We start from the raw sequence: 23,861 nt of genomic DNA on the forward strand, positions 1-23,861 counted from the left end.
AGAGGTAACGTCCGGGGCTGTCGCATCCTGTGCGCTTCACTTTCTGAATTATTTATGATATATGAACGGCGCTGGTGCAGTCCTGCACAGCATTCTCTGGTGGACCCCAGCCTTACGAAGCAAACAAACACAACATCGTAACGATCTTTTTTAGGAAAGCGCGTGGCGGTGCAAGTGGATTTTTGTCTCTGGCGGGCTGGCATGGTGCGAGGGTGAGTTCGCGATGAGCGACGTTAAGAAGACAACATTCCAAACAGGTGACTATGTGGTGTATCCAGCGCATGGCGTTGGCCGGATCACCGGGATCGAATCCCAAACAGTAGCAGGCATGAGCCTAGAAGTTTTCGTCATTGCGTTTGATCAAGACAAAATGACTCTGCGCGTTCCTACGTCGAAAGTAAAAACCGGTGGCCTGCGGGCGCTGTCCGGCCCTGCCATTATGGACGACGCTTTGAAGACCTTGACCGGTCGTGCGCGCATCAAACGTGCCATGTGGAGCCGCCGTGCCCAAGAGTATGAAGCCAAGATCAATTCTGGCGACTTGATCTCGATCGCCGAAGTCGTTCGTGACCTGCATCGTGCGACCGACCAGCCAGAGCAATCCTATTCTGAGCGGCAATTGTACGAATCCGCGCTCGACCGTATGGCCCGTGAAGTGGCTGCAATCGAAAGCGTCAACCGCGAAGAAGCCATCAAGAAATTGACTGGCACCTTGGCAACCCGCGCCGCATAAGCTCCTTTCGTCTCGGAAGAGTAATTGGTCCCGGCTTGGTTTCACCAGCCGGGATTTTTTGTGTTTGGGTGGTGCATCTCACTTCTCGTCTAGACCCATTTTGGTGGAAACCGTGTTTCACCAAAATAGATCGTCTAGGATTAGCGCGACATCTACACAAACGCGTGCCAAAAGGACCACGTGAGCCACGAGCTGCGCATGTCACCGCGTACAGATGCGCAGCTAGTGCTGCGCGCTCCTCTTTCTCCCATCCCAACACTCATAGCCCCGCGCGGAAAACCACCGGGGGTGCACCTTGTAGAGGGGCCGGGGCGCGTGGTGCGCGCCAAATAGGGGGTGGGCCAGATTAACGGACTGGCCCGGAATACGACGCAAAGCATGCGCCCCGGCTGAAATAAGTCTGTGTGCCCAAGGGAGGATCATGAGCCCTCCTCGGTGGTGACATTTCCCCCGCCTGTACATAAAGACCTTGAAAGAGTGGGTTTAGAACTCATTCAAGGAGAACCCGCGAGTTTTGTTTCAAGCCTATTGAAAGACCTGACCTCCGGCTTCACACGGCAGTCGGGCTCAAGCACACCGGGCATAAGGACGAGCTAATCCTTATGAAAACACGAGGCAGCCACGTCCACCCCGATTAACCCCGCTTATCCATCCCCAACCGGTGTCGCCGCTGCAGCAACAACGCCCTCTCGTCGGAGATGGGCTTAGGTTACGGGCGGTTTCGTGGGTGGGGGATAAGTTTTGTTTTGTCCCTGCTGAAACACCCCTTCACCGGCTTCGCCGGAGCTTCCCCGCGAGCGGGGAAGCGGCATCGGCAGCTTTTGGGGCGTAGCCGCTTCCCCGTTTACGGGGAAGCTGTCCCGGAGGGACTGAAGGGGTCTTCGCGTAGGAATAAAGCCCCACCCGCACCCCGATCTTGCCATCCTGCACAGGGGCAGTCATCATGCCGCTATGAAAACAGGTAACGTCCGACTCGACCGGCATGCTCGCCACATTCTCCTGAAAGAGATTGGCGGTCCCGGCCAGAAGCGGCTGGCAGAGGCGACTGTGGCGCTGGTCGGTGTAGGCGGATTGGGGGCGCCTGCTGCGCTTTATCTGGCCGCCGCTGGGGTTGGTCGCTTGATCCTGATTGATCCCGATGTGGTGGAGCTTTCCAATCTGCAGCGACAAATCCTGTTCAAAACAGAAGATGTGGGCGTTGATAAAGTCCGTGCAGGCCAAGCCGCGATCCAGCATTTGGACCCGGCGATTGAAGTGGAAGTGCAGGTGCAGCGCTTGGATGAAAGCAATGCCGAACGCTTGATTGCGGGTGCGGACCTTGTGCTGGATGGCACGGACCAGTTTCAAACCCGTTTTGCCGTCAATGCGGCCTGCCATGCGCTGGGCATTCCCTTGGTGTCTGGCGCGGTTGGGCGCTGGGATGGGCAAGTGGCGGTCTTTGGCTCTGGCCTCAGTAAGACCGACCCGCACGGTCAAGCCTTGCCCTGCTACCGTTGTTTTGTGCCCGAAGTCCCGCCCCAAGCCGAGACATGCGCAGAGATGGGCATTGTCGGCGCCTTGACGGGCGTGGTGGGCTCGATGATGGCGCTGGAAGCCATCAAATGGTTGACCAAGGCCGGCAAGCCCCTGATGGGGCGGCTATGGATGATGGATGGGCTCAGTGGTCAAAGCCGGACGGTGAGTTTGAGGGCCGATCCTGCCTGCCCCTGTTGTGGGGTTCATTAAGATGCGGGTGCTGGGTTTGTTGATGACCTGTGGGCTTTATCTGACTGCCCCTGCTGCCCAAGCCCAAACCCAAGACATGTGCGCCCTGATGGCGCGCAATCCCAGTTGGGCCGAAGCCGTGCGCTCAGCCTCTTTGACCTGGAAAGTCAGCCCCGGCACGATCCTGACCGTGATCGACCAAGAAAGTCGCTTCAAGGCCAATGCCAAGGGGGCAGGGGCGGTTGATGCCAATTCAGTCCGCAATTTTGGCTTTGCCCAAGCCAATCTTCGGACGTGGAACTGGTTCTTGCGCGATACGGGCCGAACCTCGGGTTCGCGTTCGAATTTTGCCATAGCGGCCGATTTTGTTGGCTGGCACTTCACCAAGATGGAAGCGCGGACCAAGATTCCGCGTAACCAATTCGTCTCGCACTATTTGATTTATAAGTTGGGGGAAGGTGGCTTTCGTCGTGGGGCACCTCAGCAGGCTCGCAGTTTGGCCTCAAGCTTGGCCGTGCGGGCGCAATTTCATGATCGTAAGCTCTGGGATTGTGGTTTCGGCGAAGTGGAAGACTCTGACGAAGAAAGCCCCGCAGCGGCACCTAACTAGTCTGGCTTTTTGGGTCTGAAGCCTTTGGAGGTGAGGCTCGTTTTGCGGGCGAGCGGCTTCCTCGGCTTATCCGGCTTTGGTTTGGCGGCGGATTGAGGCTTGTCACGAGCGGTAAAGCCACGGCGGGGTTTCTTGTCGCCTTCGGCCTCACCCTTTTTGCTGATCTGACGAACTTTCAAGCCTTGGCGCAGCGAGAGTGGCGCGCTCAATTGGCCTTTATCGGGATCAGCAAAGGCAGAGCCGAATTTCGTCAGGCGTTCTTCGACGCTGCCCAGAAACTCGGCTTCCCATTCGGTCAAACCCTCTTCGCTCAACTTCGCCTTATCTGCCGCCCGTTTCAGGGCCGACAGGGCGCGCTTGGTCAGGGCAGGGTCAACCCGTCGCGACAATCAAGCCTCAGATTTCGCCGACGGCTTCCAGATAGAGGTCGAGCATCATTTCTGCTTCAGCCCGATCATTGGCGTCTTGCTTGCGCAAGCGGATGACGGCTCGCAAGGCCTTGGTGTCAAAGCCTAAGGATTTGGCTTCGCCATAGACTTCCTTGAGTTGCTCAGCCAATTCGGTTTTTTCAGTTTCCAGCGTTTCGATGCGGGCAACAAACTGACGCAGCTTTTCCTTTGACGAAGAGGTCAAAGCTTGTGGGGCGGAAACGCGGTTGTCGTCGTCGTCGGCATCATACATGGTGGGAACCTCAAAGCATCAAGTCAGGGCTGGTATTAACCATCCTTCTAGCCTGCCTGCCTAAAGGTGCAATCAGGGCTCTGCACGAAACTGGGCAGAACTTCCCTCATAAACAGTATCGGTCGCATAGGCGCGGATAATGCCTTCAACTAAGTCCGGATCGACCCAATGGGGCATATGGCCGGCCTCTGGCACGCGGAAGCTTGTGGCATGGGGAATGTCGCGCTTCAAGCCTGCGGCATGAATGGCATTATAAACAATGACATCGCCTTGGCCCGAGACGATGGTGACGGGTAGCGTCAGGCTTGAATAACGCACGGCTTGCTTGCCCATTTCTGCGCTGCCAATCACCATATCTTCGGCATTGGCCTTATAGGCTTTGGGGCGGAAGAACAGCGGGGTGCCAATCTTATCGCCATAATCGGGTGGATTGACGGGCCCGGGCGCAAAGCCCCGCGCAATGCCCTGTGGGGCGAGCTTGGGACCGATCAAGGGCGGCAGGGTCCAGACCAATAGGTCGCCAAGGATAGGCCAGCCCGCGATGCGGTTCAGCCAGCTTGCCGATTTCTGCCACGGGTGCGAGGCGGGGGCCAAGAGGACGAGGGCTTTGACGAGCTCTGGATGGTCCAAAGCTAAACGCAAAATGACGCCCGATCCCCAGCTGTGGCCAACAGCGACCACAGGGCCAGAGGCGGTCTGGCGCAAAATGTCCGCGATGAAGGCTGCTTGTTCCCCCAAAGTGGCCGCATTCTTTGGGCGCCCAGAATAGCCAAGGCCTGGTCGATCTGGCGCAATCAAGCGCATATCTGTCAGACGATGGCCAAGCGCAGAGATCAGTTCGCGCCCGTTTGAGGCAGCACCATGCACCATAAGGACATCTGGCCCGCTGCCCTGTTCAATCACATGGGCTTTAACTCCACGCGCCGTGACAAAGCGGCCGATGGCCGGCCACGAGCGCTCAATCAACGCCAGTCGCAGCACGACGGAGATCAGCGTGAACACGCAGAGCGCTGCGGCCAGCACCAGAAAGGGCATGAGGCGAGAGAGGTCGTCTGGGCTCACAGCGATAATCCGTCTAATCGGGCTTCCATACGGATCAGACCTCGCTTGGCACCATCAAGATAGGGATGATAGAAAAGCGCTTCGCGATAAGCCGCTTGGGCACCACGGAAGTCGCCCAAATCTTCGCGCACAAGTCCAAGTCCGGTCCAAGCGGCAAAGTGGCGGGGCTCTAGGCGCAGTGCCCGCTTTAAGAGTGCTTCGGCTTGCACATAGTCGCCATCATCATACGCAATAGTTGCGAGGCGCGCTAAACCTTCTGCGAAACTGGGATCAAGCTCGGTGATCGAGGTCAAGGCCGTCCTCGCGGCTTCTTTGTCTTGCGCGTTCAGCGCGACACTGGCGCTTTCCATCAAGAAGGTGATGGTGGGGGAGGCATTGCGAGTCATGATCAGATAAATCTCGCCCTCATAGCGTGCAGCTTCTTCAACTGAGCCACTGCGCGCTAAGGCTTCGAAATAGGTGTTGAGCTTTTGGGCCGGTGGCGGGTCATAGATGGTTGGATTATCGACTTCAGGCGTCACCACGCCTGGCGTGATTGGGATGGAACCCGCCGGCAGGATTAAAAGAAAGGGCAAAAGTCGCAAGAACCGCATGGGCTTAGCTTTCACCTAAACCGACAAGTCCGTCAAACAGGAAGGCCCACGTCGCGCATTGCTTGGCGCAATCCCTCTGGGCCCTCAAACAAATGGGTCACAAAGCCGAAGGAGGCTGCTGCGGCGATATTGGCGGGCGAATCGTCGGTGAAGAAGACTTCTTCTGCAGCCAGGCCACCCATGCGTTTCAAGCTGATGTCGAAGATTGGCTTTAAAGGCTTGGCGGTTTTTTCATCGCCGGAAACAATGATGTCCTTAAAGTAGCGAGGGAAATCAAATGGGCCAAAGCAAGTCTCAACCATTTCGCTCGGCATATTGGTCAAGACATATTGGGGGATGTTGGCTGCAGCCAACTCGCTCACCAATTGGGTAGAACCCGTGATTTCGCCGGTAATCATCTCGGCAAAGCCGGTCTTCCAAGCCGCAATCTCGGCGGCAAATTCGGGGAACTCATCTTGCCTAGCTGGAATGGTCACGGCCATTTCTTGGCCCTCGTCATGGAGCATGTGCCATGACATCGGGCAGACGTGGTCGAGAAAATAGTCGAGGCGGCCTGGATCTGGAATCAAGCGCGCATAGAGTTTGCGCGGCGACCAGCCGACCAATACATTGCCATAATCGAAGAGAACTGCGCGGATGGGCGCAGACACGCGCACTTAGCCTTGCTTGGCTTTAAAGCGTGGGTCGACCTTGTTGATGACATAGACCCGACCTTTACGGCGCACGACCTGACACGCTGCATGGCGGGTCTTCAGTGATTTGATAGAGCTCTTCACTTTCATGGTCGTATTCCAAAAGGTGGCGCGCGATGTAGGCGCAGTTAAGGTGACGTCTTTAGCGAGCGGCGCTGATACGTGTCAGAACACGAGAAGTCAATTCGCAGACGCAGAATTTACGGCCATTTCTCGCACTAAAGCGGGTAGAAATACCAGTGGCCAAACCACTAGAACGGCGTTCATCCCAAACCAAACGGCATCAACCTCACCCAACAACAGCCAATAGCCACAGGCCATGCCGCCCGCCACAATGGTTAGGATGAGGGAAATCAAAGCTAAAGGCCGCCAGATTGGGTTGCCTTGGCTAGCAGCGCGAACCGCCCACAGGCCAGTTACCGAAAAGGCGATGTCGAGGGGGAAGAAGGACCAGTTCCATGCGACAACGCGGGGGTCATGCGCATGGGCATAGAGCCAGTCACTGGGAATGCTGATAAGGCTCACGCATTCCAATAACGCCACGCTCCAATAGACCATGAACGCGACATCGGTCGCTGTTAGGGCCCATTTGAGCGTTGGGCGCATTACTTCTTATCCTTCTTGTCGCTCGGGCAGATAATCACCGCATGGGCCGCGCCCCAGCACGTCGTTTTGCCGATCAGATAATTGATCTCAAATTTGGAGGCCAAATAGTAATTGGTGCGCTTGATGGGCAGAATGCTGGCAGCATCTAGGCTCAACTTGTCCTGCTCGCGCATAACCTGACGCAGCCGCTGCTCCGTCGGGTTCGAGTAGAACAGGGCACCAAGAATAAGGATCAGAAAGAGGAGGAAGCGCATGGTCCGATTGAGCCCCAACTTTGTGACGGGAAAATGGCGCTAGACTTTTGAGAACATTAAAGTTGCATTGGTGCCGCCAAAGCCAAAGGAATTGGACATGGCGGTCTCAATCTCAGCTTCCTTGCGTGCCCGCAGGATTGGCAGGTCGGCAAAGTCTGGATCGATCTCGTCAATATGGGCGCTTTCACATGCAAAGCCTGCTTGCATCATCAACAGGCTATAGATGGCTTCTTGTGCGCCTGCGGCACCCAAAGAGTGGCCTGTGAGCGATTTGGTGGACGAGATGAGCGGGATGTGGCCCGCAAAGACTTCGCGGATCGCGCCCACTTCCTTAGCGTCACCAACGGGTGTCGCGGTGCCATGTGGGTTCAGATAATCGACCTTGCGACCGCCTGACATCTCAAGCGCTTGGCGCATACAGCGCACAGCGCCTTCACCAGATGGAGCGACCATGTCATGACCGTCTGAGGTGGCACCATAGCCCGTGAGCTCAGCATAGATTTTTGCGCCGCGCGCTTTGGCCCGGTCATAGTCTTCCAGAACCAGCATGCCGGCCCCGCCCGCAATCACAAAGCCATCGCGATTCTTATCGTAAGCGCGCGAAGCACGTGACGGGGTGTCATTATAGCCAGAGGACATTGCACCCATCGCGTCAAACAGGATCGACAAGGTCCAGTCGAGGTCTTCGCTGCCGCCTGCAAACATCACGTCCTGTTTGCCCCAGGCGATGCTCTCATAGGCATTGCCGATGCAGTGCGCGCTGGTGGCACATGCGGAGCTGATCGAGTAATTGACGCCCTTGATCTTAAACCAAGTGGCCAAGGCGGCAGACACGCCAGAGCACATGGCTTTGGGCACCGCAAAGGGGCCGACGCGCTTGGGCGAGCCCGTTTCACGGGTTTTGTCGGCCGCACCGACGATTGCTTTGGTCGAAGGACCGCCAGAGCCGGCGATAATGCCCGTCCGCTCATGGCTGACTTCATGGGGTTCAAGGCCGGAGTCGGCGATGGCTTGTTCCATCGCGATGTGGCCCCAGCCCATGCCTTCGGATAAAAAGCGCGCCGCGCGCCGGTCGACCAAGGTTTCCCAGTCGAGATTTGGGCGGGCTTGAACCTGGCACTTGAAGCCATGATCGGCATGCTCTTGGGCGAAACTAATGCCTGACTTAGCCGTTCGCAGGCTTTCAGTGACTTCTGCGGTGTCATTGCCAATCGATGACACGATGCCCATTCCTGTTACGACAACACGACGCATCGGCTTCTTCCTTATAGGGCGTCTGGCTGAAACAGTCCGACGCGCAAGTCTTTTGCGGTATAGATAATTTTGCCGTCAGCCAGCACTTGGCCATCGGCAACGCCCAGAATCAAACGCGATTTAAACACGCGCTTAATGTCGATCTCATAGCGGACCAGTTTGATGTCATTGGTGATTTGGCCAGAAAACTTGACTTCGCCGACGCCAAGCGCGCGCCCTTTGCCGGGGAGACCAGACCAGCCCAAATAGAAGCCAACCAATTGCCACATGGCATCAAGGCCCAAACAGCCCGGCATCACAGGGTCGCCCTTAAAGTGGCAGTCAAAGAACCACAGGCCAGAATGCACATCCAGCTCTGCCTCGATCCGACCCTTATCATAGGCACCACCGGTTTCGGTGATGGTGGTGATTCGGTCCATCATCAGCATATTGGGCAATGGTAATTGCGCATTGGCCGGACCGAATAACTTGCCTTCGCCACACGCGATCAGCTGCTCATAGCTATAAGAGGATTCACGCGCGGGGATGGTCGTTTCGGTGGTCTGCGTCAAAGGGATGCCGTCCTATTACAAAATGTTTCACAAGCGCGTTAGCATGGCGCGAGGCCATTCGCCAAGCATGCTTTCCCTTATGGCTGACGCGAATTGTCAGCGCCCCAAAGCTCGGAAGCGGGAACCCAACCCTTAAAGCGACCGGCCTTTACTTGCCGCCAGCCGGGCCTTTCCTCGGTGATTTCAACGATCACGCCGTCCGTAATATAGGCCACGACGCGCGTGTCGCTATTGGCATTTGCGCGCATCGCGACGCGCATGTCGCGGGCAGGGCGCGCGATACCTGTGCGTCGCCCATCCAGCATGCGCTTATGCACCCAACTGACGGCGCCATCTGGATCTTCAATGCGTCGCCATTCTTCGGTTTCTGCGACAACCCGCACCGGCAGGCCCTTGCGCTTATAGACCCAGCGCACGGGATAATCCTTGTCGGGGCCTGCACGGCCATTGATGTTGGAAAATTTCAAAGAAACAAAGCGCGGGACGGGCTGCCCAGAGGGTGTTTCCCCTGCCAGTCGGTTGAACGGAGGATAGCCGCCAGCAAAAGCATAGCCAGAAAAAAGGCTGCTCGTTGCTAAAGCAACACTGGCAAGGATGGCTTTCACTTTACCCATCGTGCGCAACTACTTCCCAATCAACGGCTTGCTAATCAACGGCTTCCCAATCAACGACTTCATTGCGTCCATTGACAAAGCCCACCCAGATTTCATCTGGCCGATGAAGGTGAACAGCGTCTTAATCTGGGGGGTAAAATTGTCTGCAAACACCAGATTTCAGCGATCACTGCGATGTCGCTTGGCGTCTGCGCTTTGCCTTGCTACACAGGGTTATGCCCCAGTCCAAACTCAAAGTCATCGTCACCCGCAAATTGCCAGAGCCTGTGGAAACACGGATGGCAGAATTGTTTGATACCGAGCTGAACGCGACCGACACACCCATGACCTATGAACAATTGGTCGATGCTGTCAGCCGCGCCGATGTCTTGGTGCCGACCGTGACGGACAAGATCGATAGTAAGGTTCTGTCCCGTGCGGGCGAACGATTACGCTTGATTGCCCAGTTTGGGGCAGGCGTGGACAATATGGACGTCGCAACCGCCATTCAGCGCGGCATCACCGTAACCAATACGCCAGGTGTTTTGACCGAAGACACGGCTGACATCACCATGGCGCTCATCCTCGCCGTGCCGCGCCGCCTGATGGAGGGCGTAAAAGTGGTTGAGGCAGACGGCTTTGAAGGCTGGTCGCCCACGTGGATGCTGGGCCGCCGGGTTGCCGGTAAGCGTCTGGGCATTGTCGGCATGGGCCGGATTGGCCAAGCTGTTGCCCGCCGCGCCAAGGCCTTTGGCCTACAAATCCATTATCATAACCGCCGCCGCGTCTCTGCCGCCATTGAGCAAGAGCTGGAGGCGACCTATTGGGAAAGCCTCGACCAAATGCTGTCGCGGATGGATATCATTTCGGTCAATTGCCCGCATACGCCTGCGACCTATCACCTGTTGTCGGCCCGCCGCCTGCAATTGATGAAGCCCAGCGCTTATCTGGTGAATACCGCGCGCGGCGAAGTCATTGACGAAGCCGCCCTTGCCCGCATGCTCGACAAGGGTCTGTTGGCTGGTGCGGGTCTAGATGTGTTTGAGCATGAGCCTGCGATCAATCCAAAGCTCAAGAAGCTGCCAAACGTCATGCTCTTGCCGCACATGGGCTCTGCCACCATGGAAAGCCGCACCGAAATGGGCGAGAAAGTCATCATCAATATCAAGACCTTCGCAGATGGGCATAAACCACCCGACCGCGTTATTCCTGCGATGTTGTAGGAGTGGGCAGAAAGGGCGGCTATGGAGCTTTTGGAGACAGCGCCGCGCTTTGATCGGCCCGTGATTGTTTTTGATGCTTTCTGCGTCCTATGTGCGACCAATGCCCAGTTTGTGCTCAAACATGACCGGGCTGGCCATTTCTTGTTGGCCTCGATGCAGAATGAGGTTGGTGCATCCATCTATCGATACTTTGGCATTGACCCGAGCGACCCTGATAGTTTTGTTGTTTTGGATGGCGGGCGAATTTTACGCGACAGTGATGCCGTTTTGGCTGTGATAGACGGACTGGGCTGGCCTTGGCGAATTGCCGCAATCGTCAAATATGTTCCGAAAACTTGGCGCGATCGGGCTTATCTCTTGTTGGCGCGAAATCGCTACCGCATTTTTGGTCGGCGCGAGGTCTGTTGGTTGCCTTCCCCAGAACAAGCCCGCCGCGTGTTATGAAGCCCATCCTTATCCTCGGCGGCTATGGAGGATTTGGCCGCAGGCTGTCCCGCCGTCTTGCTGATAAGGGTTATCCGTTGTTTATTGCCGGGCGAAGCCAAGCAAAGGCCGCCGCTTTTTGCGCTGAGCTGGGCTGCGGGACACCCCTTTTTGCCAATCGCGATCACCCCCTCGATGATATCTTAAAGGCCGCGCAGCCCTTTATCCTGATCGATGCCGCTGGGCCATTTCAAACCAGTGATTACCGCGTTGCGGAGGCCTGTATACGCTGTGGCGTCCATTATTTGGACTTGGCAGACGGGCGTGACTTTGTCTGTGGCATCGGGAGGTTAGACAAGGATGCCAAACTGAACGGTGTCGTCGTTCGATCAGGCGTATCGAGTGTGCCCGCGCTATCAGGCGCTGTCTTGCGTGAGCTAGTCGCGCCTATGACCCGTGTGTCGCGCATCGATATGGCCATAAGTGCCTCCAGCCGGGCAACTTTAGGGGCTTCCGTCGCCAAAGCCATTTTGAGTTACGCCGGGCAAAAACTAAGCCTTTGGAGAGGCCAAGCTTGGACAAACGGATTTGGCTGGCAAGAGCTTTCGAGGACGACATTCGAAGTTGCCGGTCGCAGGCCGCTGTCGCGTCTTGTCGCCCTGGCTGAGGTTCCAGATCATGAGATTTGGCCAGCAATTCTAACCGGCAAACCTGCTGTCACCTTTAAGGCAGGCACAGAATCAGCCTTCCAAATGCTGGGCCTCTGGCTGCTAAGTTGGATGGTCCGTTGGAAGTGGTTTGCAAGTTTGGTGGGGCTTGGGCCTATCCTTTTGCCGGTGCAGCGGTTGACGTCATGGCTTGGGAACAATCGATCCGCCATGAAGATCGAGGTTTTAGGCTTTGAAGGAGAATTGCCGGTTAAGGCGCGTTGGACCCTGCTGGCTGAGCGCGGGGATGGGCCCGAAATTCCAACCATGGCCGCGGCTTGCCTTGCTGATTTGATCCAAGCCGGCCTTGTTGCGTCTGGTGCTCAAGACAGCAGCCAAGAGCTCGCGCTGGAACAATTTCAAGCCCAGTTTTCCAAGCTGGCAATTTCAGAAGAACAAACAAAAGTTCCGGACCTCCCCTTGTATCAAAAGGTTATGGGCAGAAATTTTGACGATCTGCCATCCAGTGTGCGCGCGGTGCACTCAACCGCAGGCGATGGGGTCGCGGTTGGCAAAGCTCAAGTCGCTCGCGGTGATAATCCAGTAAATGCCTTCCTGTGTTTTATGTTTGGTTTTCCTCCTTCCGGGCAGCACGACTTACGCGTTCATTTCCGCAGAGACGGCGCTTCTGATCTTTGGGTGCGGCACTTTGGAGAGCACCGGATGAAGAGCCGCCTGTGCCAATCTGACCAGAAACTGGTGGAGCAATTTGGCCCTCTGCGCTTCTACTTTCATCTACAACCTCAAGACCAAGGCCTCGCCATGATTTTGAAACGGTGGACGATGCTTGGACTGGCTCTGCCTGTAGTCTTGGCACCGCGCGTTGATGCACGAGAATGGGACGAGGCCGGTCAATTCCAACTTTCTGTCTCAATTTCTCTGCCTCTGATTGGGCTTATTGTGGCCTATCGGGGGCAATTGGCTCCGGTGGAAGCAAGTGTGCACCTAAAATCCACCCCCTTGCCAACTCAATTCTAAGCAATAAGCTGGGCGGATTGAATCATGGGTGAGTAGGATTGAAAATGGCTGGTAGTTTGGTTCGTAGATTTGCGGTTGCTGCTGTGGCGGCAGTGGCTATAGGGCTCGGTGGTGGTCAGGCAGCACGATCTCAAGCAGCCCCTGATGTGGTCCCAACCACTTACGAGCGGCCCAGATTAGATGATTTCTGGGGTGGTTCATTTTTTACCGATGCGGTCGTGTCGCCTAATGGACGCGTTTTGGCGACCGTCAAATTTGTTGGCGATGAGTCCGCCATTGAACTTTTTGACATGCAAGAGGCGCGCACCAAGCGGGCGGGCGGACTCGACATGCCGTTTCATGTCTACGCACTCGAATGGAAGGACCAGAACCGCCTCTTGTTGACCGGTTGGGATCGGGAGAATCGGCTCGGCGTATGGGTTTGGACGATTGGGGATGCGCGGGCCAAGAAGCTATTCCGTTTCGATGCCCAAGATGACGACTACGCCCCTGATCCGAAGTTTGATACCGAAGAAGAAAGTGTTAGCTTCTACACCAAGCGCGATGACGCCCGGCGTGCCAAGCCGCGCCCCGACCGCACATGGTTGGTTTCTAGGCTGAATTCCGACCCTGACCGTGTGTTGATTGGCACCCAGTTGGAAAATGTGGATCGTTTGGTCTCGGTCGATCTCAACACCCTTGAGTCCAAAGTTCTCGATGAAGCAACGCCCGACCATTGGACAGAGTGGTTTGTCTCAAATAGCGGAGTGCCTTTGATCCGGCGTGAGCAAGCACGGCGCGGGTCTTCGGTGCGCTTGGTTCGCTTGGCACAAGGCGCCAAAGATGCGACCACCTTGGCCGAATTTCCATTCGAAGAGCATTATGGGTTCGATGTGCTTGGCCCTTCCACAAAGCCCGACCATGTTACGGTGCGAGCCAGGCAGGGCAATGAAGAGTTTGCTGCAATCTATGACTATGATTTGGTAACCAAGACTTTCTCGGAACGCCGTATCGCCTCGACCAGGTATGATATGGAGGATGCAATCTTCAACCCGGACAACACCCTAGTCGCCGGGATTGAAGCGGGGCGAGGCTCGCCATTTGTGGCACTGAATCCAAAGGATCAGGCACGATTTGAGGAGATCCAAAAGCGGGTCCCGGCTGGCAGTATGCTGCGGATCAAATCGATCACACCGGACGACGGCCTCTGGACTGTTGAAACCGAATCCCCAACTGATCCGGGCGGTCTGTGGGTGCATGATGCGCGGTTCAATCGCATGCTGAAAATTGGTCAAACTGATCGGGTTTTGAATGAAGCCAGCATTGGGACGGCGACGTGGTTGGATTATCAGGCCCGCGACGGCCAAGCTTTAGAGGCTTTATTGTTGGCACCAGTCGGTGCTCAAGAAACGATGATGCCCTTAGTTGTGATGCCACATGGTGGCCCGCATGGTGTCTCAACCGACAATGATTGGGACCGCTTGGCGGCTTTCTTGGCCAGCCGTGGCTATCTGGTCGCTCAGCCCAATTTCCGCGGTTCGGGTAGCAAGGGACGCAGTTTCGCCTTGGCCGGTTATCGCCAATGGGGCGGGCGTATGCAGGACGATGTCACCGATTTGGTCGGGCATTTGGTCAAGACGGTTCGGGTTGATCCTAAGCGGGTTGCCATCGTTGGCGGGTCCTATGGCGGCTACGCGGCCCTAGCAGGGGCAGCTTTAACGCCAAACCTGTATCAATGTGCGGCCTCTATAAATGGCGTGTCCGATCTGATGACCAAAATGGACTGGGTGTCGCGTATGGGTAACCCCGTTTCCGAGGCATTCTGGAAACGCACCGTGGGTGACCCGGCTGTCGATCGCGTGGCCATGGAGCGGGTTTCACCGCTCCAACAAGTTGGTGCTATAAAGGTGCCGGTTTTGTTGTTGGCGGGCGATCTTGACGATATTGTCGACCCCAAGAACAGTCAGTTGATGTATGATGCGCTCAGTGTGGCGAAGAAGAACGCGCGGCTGGTTCGTTTTCCCCGCATGAAGCACTCGCCAACGCGTTACACAGATTCAGCCACTGTATTCGGTGAGATTGACTACTTCTTGCAGAATTGCATCGGTACAGAAAAGCTGACGTCAGGGCCACCCGCTAATCGTGCAAACAAGCGCGAGGCGTTGGTCATTATGGATACAAGCGGGGCTGTGCCAGCTAAGGACCCGAAGTAGGGGCACCAGCCCCTAAAGTGCCCCACCCCGCAACACGCGGCCCATGAGGCCAAATAGTTTGCGGCTGTTTTCATTGGCTTCGGGCTTCCACTCGGGGTGCCATTGCACGGCGAGGACGGGGCCGCCCCGCGCCGTGCTGGAGAAGGCCTCGACCACGCCATCGGGCGCACGGGCTTCTACGCGGAGGTCAGCGCCCAGCTTGTCGACGCCTTGATAATGGACGGAATTGACCTTGATGTCGGCTTGGCCGATGGCGGCCAAAATCGCGCCGCCTTCTTCTAGCCGCACGTCATGCTCATGCGCGAACATGGCATCAAAGCTGACCCCGTCCGGCGAATGGTGCTGAAAGGCGCGGGCAGGGTCGGCCATGTCGCGCCGAAGCGTGCCGCCGAAATGCACATTGAGCTCCTGAAAGCCACGGCAAATACCAAAGACGGGCTTGCCAGCTTTCAGCATCACATCGGCCAAGGCCATCGCCATCTCATCGCGATTGGGATCAAATGGCCCCGGCGCATCTTCAATATCTTCGCCGTAGCGATGGGGCTGCATATTGGAGGGAGAGCCCGTCAGCAACAGCCCGTCGAGACGGCCTGCCACCGTTTCTGCGTCCACAAAGTCTGGCAAAGACGGGATCAACAGCGGGATCGCATCCACATGGGGACTGACGCCATAGAGATAGCGCTCCATCACGGCTTGGGCATATTCGGTGCCGACATGGCGCTGGCAACAAATCATGCCGAGGATAGGTCGTGCGTTCATGTGGGTCGCTCTAGCTCTGCAGTAAGACAGGGCTATCGCCATGCCAGCGCAGCCAGACTTCATCGTCCCATGTGAAATCCTCTTGATCCCAGCGCGACAGATTGGGGCGCGACACTTGCATGCGGCGGCCGTTGATGAGGTCAATCTCATAAATGCTCTCGCTGCCGAGATAGGAAATCTGGCGCACGATGCCCGCGGTCACATTGCAGCCCGAGGGTGCATCTTCGGGCGTAGGCGGGGCGGCACCTTCTTCGCGCTTCAAGAGCTCGATCTTTTCAGGCCGAATGCCGACCCACATCTTCTCACCCCCCGCACCCGATACGCCGTGGTCAAAAAAGATCCGACCGCCCAACTCCTCGGACTGGACGATGGCGTGGTCAGGCTCATCGACTTCGAGCGTGCCTTCAAACAGATTTACGCTACCGATAAAGTCGGCCACGAACTTGTTGGCGGGGAATTCATAGAGGTTGGAGGGGGTGGCTGTTTGCATCAATTTGCCCCGGTCCATCACCGCGCAGCGTCCTGCCATGGCAAGCGCTTCGTCTTGATCATGGGTCACCATCACAAAGGTGATGCCGACCTTGTCTTGAAGCTCTGCGAGTTCAAAGCGCATGGCCTCGCGCAGCTTGGCGTCGAGCGCACTTAGTGGTTCGTCTAACAGCAGGACCTTTGGCTTCTTGACGAGTGCGCGGGCCAAAGCGACGCGTTGGCGTTGGCCACCACTCATCTGATCGGGCTTGCGCTCTGCCAGATGGTCCAGCTTGACGTCCGCCAAGGCCGCCATCACGCGACCATATTGGTCCGCCTTGGCGACATTATCGAACTTGAGGCCATAGGCGACGTTTTCAAACACCGTCATATGCGGGAAAACGGCATAGGACTGGAACACCATATTCACGGGCCGCTTGTTGGGCGGGATGGTCGACATGTCGATGCCATCAATGAATATCTTGCCTTCACTGGGCATTTCAAAGCCCGCCAGCATGCGCAGCAACGTGGTCTTCCCGCAGCCCGATGGGCCGAGGAGGGCGAAGAATTCCCCACGCGGAATTTCTAGGGTCACGCGGTCAACAGCGGTCACCCTGCCATAGCGTTTGGATACTTCTTCAACCCGAATAATGGCGTCACGATCACTCATAGCTTAGCTCTCTTTGGTGGTTGCACTTTGGGCGCGCAAAGCAAGGACGGTGGCAAGCACCGTGATCAAGATGATGATGGTCGAGGCTGCATTGACCTCAGGCGTCACAGAGAAGCGCACCATCGAATAGACTTTGACCGGGAAGGTGATTGTCCCGGGGCCGGAGGCAAAGAAGGTGATTACAAAGTCATCCAGCGACAGCGTAAACGCTAACAGACCACCTGCAATCAGGCCTGGCTTCATATGAGGGACGATGACATCGCGGAAGGCCTGATAGCGCGAGGCACCCAAGTCGAGGGCTGCGGCCTCTAACTCGGGATTAAAGCTCTCTAGCCGAGCTCGAACGACAATGGCGACAAAGGGGAACGCAAAGGTCACATGCGCCAAGATAATCTGCGTCAGATTAAACGGATAAGGCAGATCATTCGGAAATCCGATTTTGGCAAAGAACAGCAATACCGCTACGCCAAAGCAAATCTCGGGCACCACAATCGGCAGGTTCATGCCGCTCTCTAACGGGCCCTTGAACGGGAATTTGAAGCGCCAGAAGACAAAGGCCATCAAGGCCCCCAGCACGATCGAGATGACGGTGCACACTCCGGCAATCAAAAGCGAATTGAACAAAGCTTCGCGCAATTGCGTGTTCTCAAACGCCTTGACGTACCATTTGAGCGTAAAGCCCTTCCAGACAACATTGGCTTTGGAATCGTTGAAACTGAATAGGATCAGGATCAGGAGCGGCGTGTAGAGGAAGATAAATACGCCTGCCAGCCACGCCTTCATGGCGGGCATATTGAGGTAGTCGAGTGGGGCGCGGGCAATTTTTCTGGCCATTAGTGTGCCCCCACCTTTCCGCCTTTGCGCTCCATAAAGGCGCGAATGGCAAAGAAGATTAGCGTGATATACATCAGGATGAAGGACAAAGCGGCCCCGAAAGGCCAGTCGTTGGCGCGCTTGAATTGTCGTTCAATTAAGCTTGCGATCATCAGATCATCGGGCCCACCCAGCAAATCCGGTGTCAGATAAGCCCCCAGTGCTGGGATAAAGGTGATGACAAGTCCTGCGGCGATCCCTGGGGCTGCCAGTGGCGCGATTATGCGCCGGATTGTCTCTAAATGCCCGGCACCCAAATCAAGGCTCGCCTCAATCAAGCTCTTGTCCAGCCGATCAAGGGCGGCATACAGCGGCAGGACCATGAAGGGCAAATGCACGTAAACGAGGCCTACGACTACGGCGAATTTATTGTAGAGGAGGGGTAGGGGCTCAAAAACCCCCATTTGCATGCCAAAGACACCCAATAAGTTGTGCAGACCCTCTAGCCCTGAGTTAATCACGCCAGAGGTACGCATCACCGCGATCAGCGCGTAGGTGCGGATCAAAAGATTGGTCCAGAAGGGCAGCATGATCAGCAATAAAAGCCACGTCTTTTGCTTTTCATCCGCAAAGGTCATGGCCAGTGCCACTGGGAAAGCGACGACGAGGCAAATCAGTGTCGTTGCCAGCGCCAACCAAACCGAATTCCACATCACCTTCAGGACTTCGGGGGAAAACGCCTTGGCATAATTGGAAAAAGTACCCGTGATCGCGACCTCGACTGGGCCCACATTTTCGCCGACCGAATAGGCCCAGACCATGGCCATTGGCACGACAAAAAAGATCATAAACCAAATGACTGGCAGCGCGATGGTCGCACGGAAAAAAGTCTTATCTTCGCGCCAATCTTGCATCATCCGCCCTCATGAAGCTTTGTCGTCGCATTTCAATCCCATACCGAAGGGTCTGTCGAGGGCTTTTCCGTCTTTTTACTGACTTTGTTGTAACAAATTGTATCGATGCCTCGGCAATGGGCATTTAACTTAGGGTTAAGCTTGCTGCCCCCGCGGCCAAGCCCGCACCAAAACCCGCTCCGACTCCGCCCAGCGCTTTTCAACCACCAAGCGCATAACCTGGGCATCATCGAAAAACACCGCCCCCTTAATGCCGTCGAGAACTGCTTTTGCGACATTATCAAGATCGATGGCGGGATAATCGCGGTTGAGATCGATTAGAATCTCCACCTCAAACTCGCCATGACGCGGCCGGATCTTCAAGTCAGTCCGCAACAAGCGGTCGAGCTTTTGTTTGTAAACTTTCGACTGCGAGGTGACTGCAAGAATGAGGAATTCCGCCATTGGGCCAATCTGCCGGCCCTTGGTAGAGCCGCTGCCACGCCATGGCTCTGGTGTCTCGGGCTCTGGCAAGGGGCGGCTCAACGATCAAAAGTGAATGGAAAGACCAATCATGTCGGCCCTAGCCTGTTTTAGCAAGACGAGATCGGCAGGGAGCTGTCTGGTCATATAGGCAATCAAATCAGGTATTCAAGTTTCGCTATGCACTTGCAAGCAAGTGATCTGCAACTATTTGTAAATAATCTTATGAGTAAACTTAGCGACTACAAAAATTCAACCTTCTTTCGACCAAAACGTTTTTCAGATTTCACAGTGGAGGCGACGTTGCAAACTATCCGCACTCAAGAGGACCAGTCTCAGTTGCTCGGCGTGCGCATCGATACCGATGTTGCCTTACGCATGACCCGCACGCTTTGGGAGGTTTTGAGCCAGCATGACCCCATTTTGCGCGACAAGCTTGCCCATGCCTTACAATCGGAAATCGATGGTTTGGCACTACAAGAAGAGCTGGATGAAGGTGGCAAGCCCGGCAATGACGGCGCCACGCTGCAAATCCTGAAGCTATATCAATCTCTGAAGGCCGCTTAAGCCTTACGGTCTAGAACGCGCACCACAAAATCATGATCGTCGCGCGGCCCGGCAGGGAACTCCGTGCGCGCGGTCTCTGCCCAATTTTCTTCCTCGAATGCCGGAAAGAATGCGGTACCTGTCGGCACCGCATCCACTTCTGTGAGGTACAACCGATCAGCAAAAGGTAGGGCTTCGGCATAAATCTGCCCGCCGCCAATGACGCAGACTTCGTCTTGGAGCGTGGTTTTGGCCATCGCCCTTGCGGCTTCGATGGCCAGAGGCAAGCCGGTCCAAACGCTGGCCCCTTGGGCTTGAAGATCTGTATCGCGGGTAATGACCAAGTTAGGGCGGCCGGGCAGTGGCCTGCCAATCGAGTCCCAGGTTTTGCGACCCATGATGACGGGCTTGCCAAACGTGATGGCTTTGAAGTTTTTTAAGTCGCTGCCCAGTCGCCAAGGCAAGTCATTGTTGACCCCAATCACATGATTGCGGCCAAGCGCGACGACTAGGCAAAGTTTGATCGACTTCATCCATGTGGCCTAGCATCAATCGTCTAGCCGACAAATGCCTTCTCATAGACAAATTGTCCGGGCTGGCTGACTGAGCCCTCGGTAAAGCCAGCATCTTCGAACATGGCCTTGCAGGAAGCCAGCATTTCCATCGACCCACAAATCATGCCGCGATCTTCCTCGGGGTTGAGAGGGGGTAGGTCATGCTCGCGAAAGAAGCTGCCATCAGCAACGCGGGCGGGCAGGCGGCCCTTCGGGTTGTCAGCCTCGCGGGTGGCCGCGGTATCTAGGACCAGTTTGCCCGCCAAGATGTAGTCTCCTACCAAGGGATCATCTTTCAGGCTTGCAACCAACTCAATGCCATAAGTCAATTCATCGGCTGTCCGGCAGGTTTGGGTCAGGATGACCTCTTCAAAGCGTTCGTAGGTTTCTGGGTCGCGGATTAGACTGGCAAAAGGCGCAATCCCTGTGCCCGTCGCCACCATATAAAGCCGCTTGCCGGGCAGAAGCGCATCGAGCACCAAAGTCCCGACGGGCTTTCTGCCAACGAGCACCGTTTGGCCGACTTCGATGTTGCAGAGCTTTGAGGTCAAAGGCCCATCTGGCACTTTGATCGAATAGAACTCCAATTCCTCATCCCAATTTGGGCTGGCAATGGAATAAGCCCGCACCAGTGGCTTGCCGTCGATCTCTAATCCCATCATCACAAACTCACCGGTCCGGAACCTGAAAGCGGGGGAACGGGTTGTACGAAAGCGGAAAAGACGGTCGGTGTAGTGCTGGACGGCCAGCACGGTTTCTGAGGTAAAGGCGGACACGGGGATAAAAGCTCTCTGATTAGTCTTAAGCCCTTCAGATGGGCGAAAACAGGCTCTGCCGCAAGACAGTGCTAGATGAAACTGACAGGAGCATTTAGAGGATCTGGGTCAGCTGTGGCGTCAGGGCCCCATTTCAACAGCTTCAACACCCGTAGCACTGGCTTTTTGCCCCCAAAACAGACTATAGAGCGCGCCAATCAAGCTGAGTTGTCAGCCCAACAGGTCATTTGCGGCCGGGAGACCCAATGTCAAAAGAAGAATTGCTCGAATTTCAAGGTACCGTGGTAGAACTTCTACCCAATGCCACTTTCCGCATCCGTCTTGAAAACGAACATGAAATTATTGGCCACACGGCTGGTAAATTGCGCAAGAACCGCATTCGCGTTTTGGCAGGCGATAAAGTTCTGGTCGAAATGACCCCTTATGACTTGACCAAGGGCCGGGTCACCTATCGCTTCCGGTAACAGTGCGCCCATGAAGCTTATTCTGGCAAGCGCATCGCCGCGCCGACAAGAGCTTCTGGCCAGAGTCGGGATTATTCCTGACGTGATTTGTCCCGCTGATTTGGACGAAACACCTCTGCCCCATGAAACGGCGCGCCAGCACGGGTTGCGTCTGGCTTGCGCCAAAGCCGAAGCCATCGCCCACCAAAATCCGGATGATCTGATCCTTGCTGCCGACACCGTGGTGTCAGTGGGGCGCAGGCTATTGCCCAAAGCTGAAACGCGCGAGCAGGCGCTGGCCTGCCTTAACCTGCTTTCCGGGCGTAATCATCGCGTGACGACCGCTGTGGCCGTCCAGCGTGGTGGGGTCAAGGTGAGCCGGGCGGTTGAAACCCGTTTGACCTTTAAACGCCTCAGCGAGGCGGAGATCCGATTCTATCTTGATAGCGAGCAATGGATGGGCAAAGCCGGTGGCTATGGCATTCAGGGCTTGGCTGGTGCCTTCTGCAGCCAATTGCATGGCTCTTGGGAAGGTGTGATGGGTCTGCCGCTCTACGAGACCGTCTCTCTGCTTGAGGGCTTTGGCTACAAAAGAGTATGGTCATGAACACGCCTAAGCCCCCTACACGCGAAATCGTCATACACGAGCGTATCGGCGAATTACGCGCTGCTTTGTTTGATCGCGACCGGATTGTGGAACTGCGCCTGGAGCGTTGGTCAACCCATGAGAGCCGCGTGCGATGGGGGCAGATTTACGCAGGCCGCGTCACCGCCATTGACGCGCGTATCGGCGGCGCTTTTGTCGATTTAGGCGTGGGGGAGCCTGCCTTTGCCCCATTTGGCCGTGAGCGTGAGGCAGAGCTGCGCGTCGGTGCTGGCGTGGCTGTGCGTGTCGTGCGCGAAGCCGAAGGCGGTAAGGGCCCCGCGCTGGCCTATGAAGGCCTCGCCCCACAAGGGCCATGTCCACGCCTGCTTGAAGATGCCACGCCTTGGCAGGGCTGGCCGGGTGAGCCGCGGGAGGCCGATGAAGACGAGATTGACCGCATCGAGGCCGCTTTCGAGGCTGCCCTGCAAACAGAAGTGCCCATCGCGGGCGGTGGTCGTTTAACGATTGAGCGCACGCGCGCCCTGACCGCTGTTGACGTTGACAGCGCCAATCGTGAAACAGGTGGCAGTGATGCTGCACGCTTTGCCCGGGGCCTAAACCTCGCGGCTGTTCCCGAGCTTGTGCGCCAAATCCGCCTGCGGGGTCTCGGTGGCCTCATTTGTGTCGACTTTACTGGTCCCCGCCGTAAGGGCGATGCCGAGGCGCTGACCAAAGCTCTTATCAGTGCTTTTGATGCCGAAAAGAATGGTGGCGTCGCTGCGCCCAAAACCGAAGTTCTGCCCGTCTCCCGCTTTGGCATTGCTGAGATCGCCCGCCAAAAGCGCCGTCAAGCCTTGGCCGACATCTGCCTCGATGCTGCGGGCCAGCCTACTGCCGAGACTTTGGCGATTGAGGGCATCAACCGACTGGCTGCAGCTCTCAAAGGGGCAAAGGGCCGCGCCGTGACACTCTATGCACCAGCCGCCCCTCTAGCCTTTCTAGAGGCTGACCCTATCGGCTGGCGGCAGGACATTGCCGACACGATTGGCGGGCAATTTCATCTCCGTTTAGGCCGTCCAAGCCAGACCCAATGTGAAGTGGTGATCGCATGAGCCGGACCTGTCCTGAATGTGGCAAGCCCACAGACTACCCTTATCGGCCCTTCTGCTCGAAGCGCTGTGCCGACCTCGATCTAGGCCGTTGGCTCAATGGTTCTTATGCAATTCCTGTTCAAGAAGAGGATAATGGCATACCCGATGCAGAGGACCCCGTGGACAGAGACAATCTGATCCGCTAAACGCCCTCCTCCCGACAGGTTGCCCGGATAGCTCAGTCGGTAGAGCAGCGGATTGAAAATCCGCGTGTCGCTGGTTCGATTCCGGCTCCGGGCACCATTTCGGTTTCTTCAGAATCCGAGCTATCTAACCCATTGAAAATACTGAACGGGATCGTGGTTTTCGCGGTTCTAAATCCCGTTCCGCGTTGATAGCTTATCCGCGATGCAAAGAGCAATTTCAGCACGGCGCGCTTATCTTCTAACTTGTTGGATTCCCATAGGTTTATAGGGTTCTCGAGAAAGCCCATTGCGGTTCTATAAGTGTCATCAAAAGACGCCAGCGGACGACCACAATTTTTGATTTGTTCAGCCAATTCAATCTTCTCATTTTCAAGTGAGCGCACGCGGTTCTCGTATGCGTTCGCAAGCGTTGGCGAATCTGAGTTGATGATCCTATCGATCAGCTGTTCGATTTGGCGTTCGATGCGCACCGCTTGCGTTTTGAGTTGCGCGCGCGTGTCATCGGACGCGGCAAGGCGTGCATTCCATAGGTCACGGAATAACTCGGTAGCTAGTTCATACAGCTCAGCGGATGGACGCAGTGTGGTGATTGTTGATTGTCGCTGGGAAGTGACCCGGTATTTTCATCGAGAATTGACCCGGGCTAAGTTATGTCCCGCGTTGCGGGTGTTGGGTCAAGAGATTGGTTTTTCCTTTCTGACTTTAGGTGCAGTGGTG

30 protein-coding genes and 1 tRNA gene are annotated in these 23,861 nt (G+C 56.2%); 13 read left to right on the forward strand and 18 right to left on the reverse strand.

Annotated features, from left to right (window positions below):
* Positions 1–223 precede the first annotated feature (223 nt).
* The 3 genes from ACIQ20_RS08215 to ACIQ20_RS08225 all read left to right on the forward strand — a co-directional run bounded on the left by ACIQ20_RS08215 (position 224) and on the right by ACIQ20_RS08225 (position 3,047).
* Positions 224–733, forward strand: coding sequence for a CarD family transcriptional regulator (locus tag ACIQ20_RS08215; RefSeq protein WP_346381751.1), 510 nt, complete (start codon positions 224–226; stop codon positions 731–733).
* 951 nt (positions 734–1,684) lie between these two features.
* The gene (locus ACIQ20_RS08220) at positions 1,685–2,458 is read left to right on the forward strand and encodes a HesA/MoeB/ThiF family protein (protein ID WP_395779216.1); all 774 of its coding nucleotides are present in this window, start codon (positions 1,685–1,687) and stop codon (positions 2,456–2,458) included.
* A 1-nt stretch (position 2,459) separates the two neighbouring features.
* Positions 2,460–3,047, forward strand: coding sequence for a hypothetical protein (locus ACIQ20_RS08225; RefSeq protein WP_395779218.1), 588 nt, complete (start codon positions 2,460–2,462; stop codon positions 3,045–3,047).
* Here the strand turns inward: ACIQ20_RS08225 and ACIQ20_RS08230 are convergent.
* The 11 genes from ACIQ20_RS08230 to ACIQ20_RS08280 form a co-directional block, all read right to left on the reverse strand.
* Positions 3,044–3,436 carry a hypothetical protein gene (locus tag ACIQ20_RS08230; protein WP_395779220.1) on the reverse strand — a complete coding sequence of 131 codons (393 nt, stop codon included), beginning with the start codon at positions 3,434–3,436 and terminating at the stop codon, positions 3,044–3,046. The genes ACIQ20_RS08225 and ACIQ20_RS08230 overlap by 4 nt on opposite strands.
* A gap of 7 nt (positions 3,437–3,443) precedes the next feature.
* A complete protein-coding gene (locus ACIQ20_RS08235; RefSeq protein ID WP_346383872.1) occupies positions 3,444–3,728 on the reverse strand; it encodes a DUF2312 domain-containing protein in 285 nt (94 codons plus the stop codon).
* A 72-nt stretch (positions 3,729–3,800) separates the two neighbouring features.
* Positions 3,801–4,790, reverse strand: a complete 990-nt coding sequence (locus ACIQ20_RS08240; RefSeq protein WP_395779222.1) for an alpha/beta fold hydrolase — start codon at positions 4,788–4,790, stop codon at positions 3,801–3,803.
* A complete protein-coding gene (locus tag ACIQ20_RS08245) occupies positions 4,787–5,383 on the reverse strand; it encodes a tetratricopeptide repeat protein (protein ID WP_395779224.1) in 597 nt (198 codons plus the stop codon). Before ACIQ20_RS08245 ends, ACIQ20_RS08240 begins: the two co-directional genes overlap by 4 nt.
* A gap of 32 nt (positions 5,384–5,415) precedes the next feature.
* Positions 5,416–6,033, reverse strand: a complete 618-nt coding sequence (locus ACIQ20_RS08250) for an HAD family hydrolase (protein ID WP_395779226.1) — start codon at positions 6,031–6,033, stop codon at positions 5,416–5,418.
* Positions 6,034–6,039: 6 nt separating this feature from the next.
* A complete protein-coding gene (ykgO, locus tag ACIQ20_RS08255) occupies positions 6,040–6,165 on the reverse strand; it encodes a type B 50S ribosomal protein L36 (protein ID WP_085339923.1) in 126 nt (41 codons plus the stop codon).
* Between the two features lie 90 nt (positions 6,166–6,255).
* Positions 6,256–6,681, reverse strand: a complete 426-nt coding sequence (locus ACIQ20_RS08260; protein WP_395779228.1) for a DUF5360 family protein — start codon at positions 6,679–6,681, stop codon at positions 6,256–6,258.
* Entirely contained in the window at positions 6,681–6,935 is a 255-nt protein-coding gene (locus tag ACIQ20_RS08265; protein WP_395779230.1) for a hypothetical protein, read from the reverse strand. The genes ACIQ20_RS08260 and ACIQ20_RS08265 overlap by 1 nt, the downstream gene beginning before the upstream one ends.
* Positions 6,936–6,974: 39 nt before the next feature.
* On the reverse strand, positions 6,975–8,189 hold the full coding sequence (gene fabB / locus ACIQ20_RS08270) for a beta-ketoacyl-ACP synthase I (RefSeq protein WP_395779232.1): 1,215 nt from the start codon (positions 8,187–8,189) through the stop codon (positions 6,975–6,977).
* Between the two features lie 11 nt (positions 8,190–8,200).
* Entirely contained in the window at positions 8,201–8,716 is a 516-nt protein-coding gene (fabA, locus tag ACIQ20_RS08275) for a bifunctional 3-hydroxydecanoyl-ACP dehydratase/trans-2-decenoyl-ACP isomerase (protein WP_395779263.1), read from the reverse strand.
* Positions 8,717–8,817: 101 nt separating this feature from the next.
* Positions 8,818–9,354, reverse strand: coding sequence for an SH3 domain-containing protein (locus ACIQ20_RS08280; protein ID WP_395779234.1), 537 nt, complete (start codon positions 9,352–9,354; stop codon positions 8,818–8,820).
* A gap of 215 nt (positions 9,355–9,569) precedes the next feature.
* Between ACIQ20_RS08280 and ACIQ20_RS08285 the strand changes: the two genes are divergently transcribed.
* The 4 genes from ACIQ20_RS08285 to ACIQ20_RS08300 are packed head-to-tail and all read left to right on the forward strand — an operon-like array spanning position 9,570 to position 14,856.
* Complete coding sequence (locus tag ACIQ20_RS08285) at positions 9,570–10,556, forward strand: D-glycerate dehydrogenase (protein WP_313586139.1); 987 nt, start codon at positions 9,570–9,572, stop codon at positions 10,554–10,556.
* Positions 10,557–10,577: 21 nt separating this feature from the next.
* Complete coding sequence (locus ACIQ20_RS08290; protein ID WP_298228394.1) at positions 10,578–11,000, forward strand: thiol-disulfide oxidoreductase DCC family protein; 423 nt, start codon at positions 10,578–10,580, stop codon at positions 10,998–11,000.
* Positions 10,997–12,664 carry a DUF4166 domain-containing protein gene (locus tag ACIQ20_RS08295; protein ID WP_395779237.1) on the forward strand — a complete coding sequence of 556 codons (1,668 nt, stop codon included), beginning with the start codon at positions 10,997–10,999 and terminating at the stop codon, positions 12,662–12,664. Before ACIQ20_RS08290 ends, ACIQ20_RS08295 begins: the two co-directional genes overlap by 4 nt.
* A 44-nt stretch (positions 12,665–12,708) precedes the next feature.
* A complete protein-coding gene (locus ACIQ20_RS08300; RefSeq protein ID WP_395779239.1) occupies positions 12,709–14,856 on the forward strand; it encodes an alpha/beta hydrolase family protein in 2,148 nt (715 codons plus the stop codon).
* A gap of 12 nt (positions 14,857–14,868) precedes the next feature.
* Here ACIQ20_RS08300 and ACIQ20_RS08305 read toward each other — a convergent pair whose 3' ends face one another.
* The 5 genes from ACIQ20_RS08305 to ACIQ20_RS08325 all read right to left on the reverse strand — a co-directional run bounded on the left by ACIQ20_RS08305 (position 14,869) and on the right by ACIQ20_RS08325 (position 18,993).
* On the reverse strand, positions 14,869–15,615 hold the full coding sequence (locus tag ACIQ20_RS08305; RefSeq protein ID WP_395779241.1) for a gamma-glutamyl-gamma-aminobutyrate hydrolase family protein: 747 nt from the start codon (positions 15,613–15,615) through the stop codon (positions 14,869–14,871).
* 10 nt (positions 15,616–15,625) lie between these two features.
* Positions 15,626–16,753: an ABC transporter ATP-binding protein gene (locus tag ACIQ20_RS08310; RefSeq protein ID WP_395779243.1), complete on the reverse strand. Its 1,128-nt coding sequence runs from the start codon at positions 16,751–16,753 to the stop codon at positions 15,626–15,628.
* 3 nt (positions 16,754–16,756) lie between these two features.
* Positions 16,757–17,587, reverse strand: a complete 831-nt coding sequence (locus ACIQ20_RS08315; RefSeq protein WP_395779245.1) for an ABC transporter permease — start codon at positions 17,585–17,587, stop codon at positions 16,757–16,759.
* Positions 17,587–18,483 (reverse strand): ABC transporter permease, encoded by an 897-nt coding sequence (locus ACIQ20_RS08320; RefSeq protein WP_395779247.1) that lies wholly within the window; start codon positions 18,481–18,483, stop codon positions 17,587–17,589. The genes ACIQ20_RS08315 and ACIQ20_RS08320 overlap by 1 nt, the downstream gene beginning before the upstream one ends.
* Before the next feature lie 132 nt (positions 18,484–18,615).
* On the reverse strand, positions 18,616–18,993 hold the full coding sequence (locus tag ACIQ20_RS08325; RefSeq protein ID WP_395779249.1) for a RusA family crossover junction endodeoxyribonuclease: 378 nt from the start codon (positions 18,991–18,993) through the stop codon (positions 18,616–18,618).
* Positions 18,994–19,122: 129 nt separating this feature from the next.
* On the opposite strand from ACIQ20_RS08325, the gene ACIQ20_RS08330 reads away from it, so the two are divergent.
* Positions 19,123–19,509: a hypothetical protein gene (locus ACIQ20_RS08330; protein ID WP_395779251.1), complete on the forward strand. Its 387-nt coding sequence runs from the start codon at positions 19,123–19,125 to the stop codon at positions 19,507–19,509.
* Here ACIQ20_RS08330 and ACIQ20_RS08335 read toward each other — a convergent pair.
* Positions 19,506–20,021, reverse strand: a complete 516-nt coding sequence (locus tag ACIQ20_RS08335) for a dihydrofolate reductase (RefSeq protein ID WP_395779253.1) — start codon at positions 20,019–20,021, stop codon at positions 19,506–19,508. The genes ACIQ20_RS08330 and ACIQ20_RS08335 overlap by 4 nt on opposite strands.
* A 23-nt stretch (positions 20,022–20,044) precedes the next feature.
* Positions 20,045–20,818, reverse strand: a complete 774-nt coding sequence (locus ACIQ20_RS08340) for a ferredoxin--NADP reductase (RefSeq protein WP_395779255.1) — start codon at positions 20,816–20,818, stop codon at positions 20,045–20,047.
* A 245-nt stretch (positions 20,819–21,063) separates the two neighbouring features.
* On the opposite strand from ACIQ20_RS08340, the gene infA reads away from it, so the two are divergent.
* From infA to ACIQ20_RS08365, 5 genes are all read left to right on the forward strand, one after another.
* Positions 21,064–21,282 carry a translation initiation factor IF-1 gene (gene infA / locus ACIQ20_RS08345; protein ID WP_085339458.1) on the forward strand — a complete coding sequence of 73 codons (219 nt, stop codon included), beginning with the start codon at positions 21,064–21,066 and terminating at the stop codon, positions 21,280–21,282.
* Positions 21,283–21,292: 10 nt separating this feature from the next.
* Entirely contained in the window at positions 21,293–21,868 is a 576-nt protein-coding gene (locus ACIQ20_RS08350) for a Maf family protein (protein ID WP_395779257.1), read from the forward strand.
* Positions 21,865–22,959 (forward strand): ribonuclease E/G, encoded by a 1,095-nt coding sequence (locus ACIQ20_RS08355; protein ID WP_395779259.1) that lies wholly within the window; start codon positions 21,865–21,867, stop codon positions 22,957–22,959. The genes ACIQ20_RS08350 and ACIQ20_RS08355 overlap by 4 nt, the downstream gene beginning before the upstream one ends.
* Positions 22,956–23,144 carry a DNA gyrase inhibitor YacG gene (locus tag ACIQ20_RS08360; RefSeq protein WP_395779261.1) on the forward strand — a complete coding sequence of 63 codons (189 nt, stop codon included), beginning with the start codon at positions 22,956–22,958 and terminating at the stop codon, positions 23,142–23,144. Before ACIQ20_RS08355 ends, ACIQ20_RS08360 begins: the two co-directional genes overlap by 4 nt.
* Before the next feature lie 21 nt (positions 23,145–23,165).
* Positions 23,166–23,241 (forward strand) — tRNA-Phe (locus tag ACIQ20_RS08365).
* Positions 23,242–23,861 lie beyond the last annotated feature (620 nt).

The organism is Aquidulcibacter sp. (assembly GCF_044346625.1).
Lineage (GTDB): Bacteria > Pseudomonadota > Alphaproteobacteria > Caulobacterales > Aquidulcibacteraceae > Aquidulcibacter.

Excerpts from the sequence above, each read along its gene's own strand:
- ACIQ20_RS08315 (WP_395779245.1), bottom strand. The coding sequence starts at position 17,587 with ATGGCCAGAAAAATTGCCCGCGCCCCACTCGACTACCTCAATATGCCC.
- ACIQ20_RS08285 (WP_313586139.1), top strand. The coding sequence starts at position 9,570 with ATGCCCCAGTCCAAACTCAAAGTCATCGTCACCCGCAAATTGCCAGAG.
- ACIQ20_RS08335 (WP_395779253.1), bottom strand. The coding sequence starts at position 20,021 with ATGAAGTCGATCAAACTTTGCCTAGTCGTCGCGCTTGGCCGCAATCAT.
- ACIQ20_RS08225 (WP_395779218.1), top strand. The coding sequence starts at position 2,460 with ATGCGGGTGCTGGGTTTGTTGATGACCTGTGGGCTTTATCTGACTGCC.
- ykgO (WP_085339923.1), bottom strand. The coding sequence starts at position 6,165 with ATGAAAGTGAAGAGCTCTATCAAATCACTGAAGACCCGCCATGCAGCG.
- ACIQ20_RS08330 (WP_395779251.1), top strand. The coding sequence starts at position 19,123 with ATGCACTTGCAAGCAAGTGATCTGCAACTATTTGTAAATAATCTTATG.
- ACIQ20_RS08235 (WP_346383872.1), bottom strand. The coding sequence starts at position 3,728 with ATGTATGATGCCGACGACGACGACAACCGCGTTTCCGCCCCACAAGCT.
- ACIQ20_RS08290 (WP_298228394.1), top strand. The coding sequence starts at position 10,578 with ATGGAGCTTTTGGAGACAGCGCCGCGCTTTGATCGGCCCGTGATTGTT.
- infA (WP_085339458.1), top strand. The coding sequence starts at position 21,064 with ATGTCAAAAGAAGAATTGCTCGAATTTCAAGGTACCGTGGTAGAACTT.
- ACIQ20_RS08260 (WP_395779228.1), bottom strand. The coding sequence starts at position 6,681 with ATGCGCCCAACGCTCAAATGGGCCCTAACAGCGACCGATGTCGCGTTC.
- ACIQ20_RS08300 (WP_395779239.1), top strand. The coding sequence starts at position 12,709 with ATGGCTGGTAGTTTGGTTCGTAGATTTGCGGTTGCTGCTGTGGCGGCA.
- ACIQ20_RS08310 (WP_395779243.1), bottom strand. The coding sequence starts at position 16,753 with ATGAGTGATCGTGACGCCATTATTCGGGTTGAAGAAGTATCCAAACGC.
- ACIQ20_RS08360 (WP_395779261.1), top strand. The coding sequence starts at position 22,956 with ATGAGCCGGACCTGTCCTGAATGTGGCAAGCCCACAGACTACCCTTAT.
- ACIQ20_RS08245 (WP_395779224.1), bottom strand. The coding sequence starts at position 5,383 with ATGCGGTTCTTGCGACTTTTGCCCTTTCTTTTAATCCTGCCGGCGGGT.
- ACIQ20_RS08295 (WP_395779237.1), top strand. The coding sequence starts at position 10,997 with ATGAAGCCCATCCTTATCCTCGGCGGCTATGGAGGATTTGGCCGCAGG.
- ACIQ20_RS08265 (WP_395779230.1), bottom strand. The coding sequence starts at position 6,935 with ATGCGCTTCCTCCTCTTTCTGATCCTTATTCTTGGTGCCCTGTTCTAC.
- ACIQ20_RS08305 (WP_395779241.1), bottom strand. The coding sequence starts at position 15,615 with ATGAACGCACGACCTATCCTCGGCATGATTTGTTGCCAGCGCCATGTC.
- ACIQ20_RS08355 (WP_395779259.1), top strand. The coding sequence starts at position 21,865 with ATGAACACGCCTAAGCCCCCTACACGCGAAATCGTCATACACGAGCGT.
- ACIQ20_RS08220 (WP_395779216.1), top strand. The coding sequence starts at position 1,685 with ATGAAAACAGGTAACGTCCGACTCGACCGGCATGCTCGCCACATTCTC.
- ACIQ20_RS08280 (WP_395779234.1), bottom strand. The coding sequence starts at position 9,354 with ATGGGTAAAGTGAAAGCCATCCTTGCCAGTGTTGCTTTAGCAACGAGC.
- ACIQ20_RS08215 (WP_346381751.1), top strand. The coding sequence starts at position 224 with ATGAGCGACGTTAAGAAGACAACATTCCAAACAGGTGACTATGTGGTG.
- fabB (WP_395779232.1), bottom strand. The coding sequence starts at position 8,189 with ATGCGTCGTGTTGTCGTAACAGGAATGGGCATCGTGTCATCGATTGGC.
- ACIQ20_RS08320 (WP_395779247.1), bottom strand. The coding sequence starts at position 18,483 with ATGATGCAAGATTGGCGCGAAGATAAGACTTTTTTCCGTGCGACCATC.
- ACIQ20_RS08350 (WP_395779257.1), top strand. The coding sequence starts at position 21,293 with ATGAAGCTTATTCTGGCAAGCGCATCGCCGCGCCGACAAGAGCTTCTG.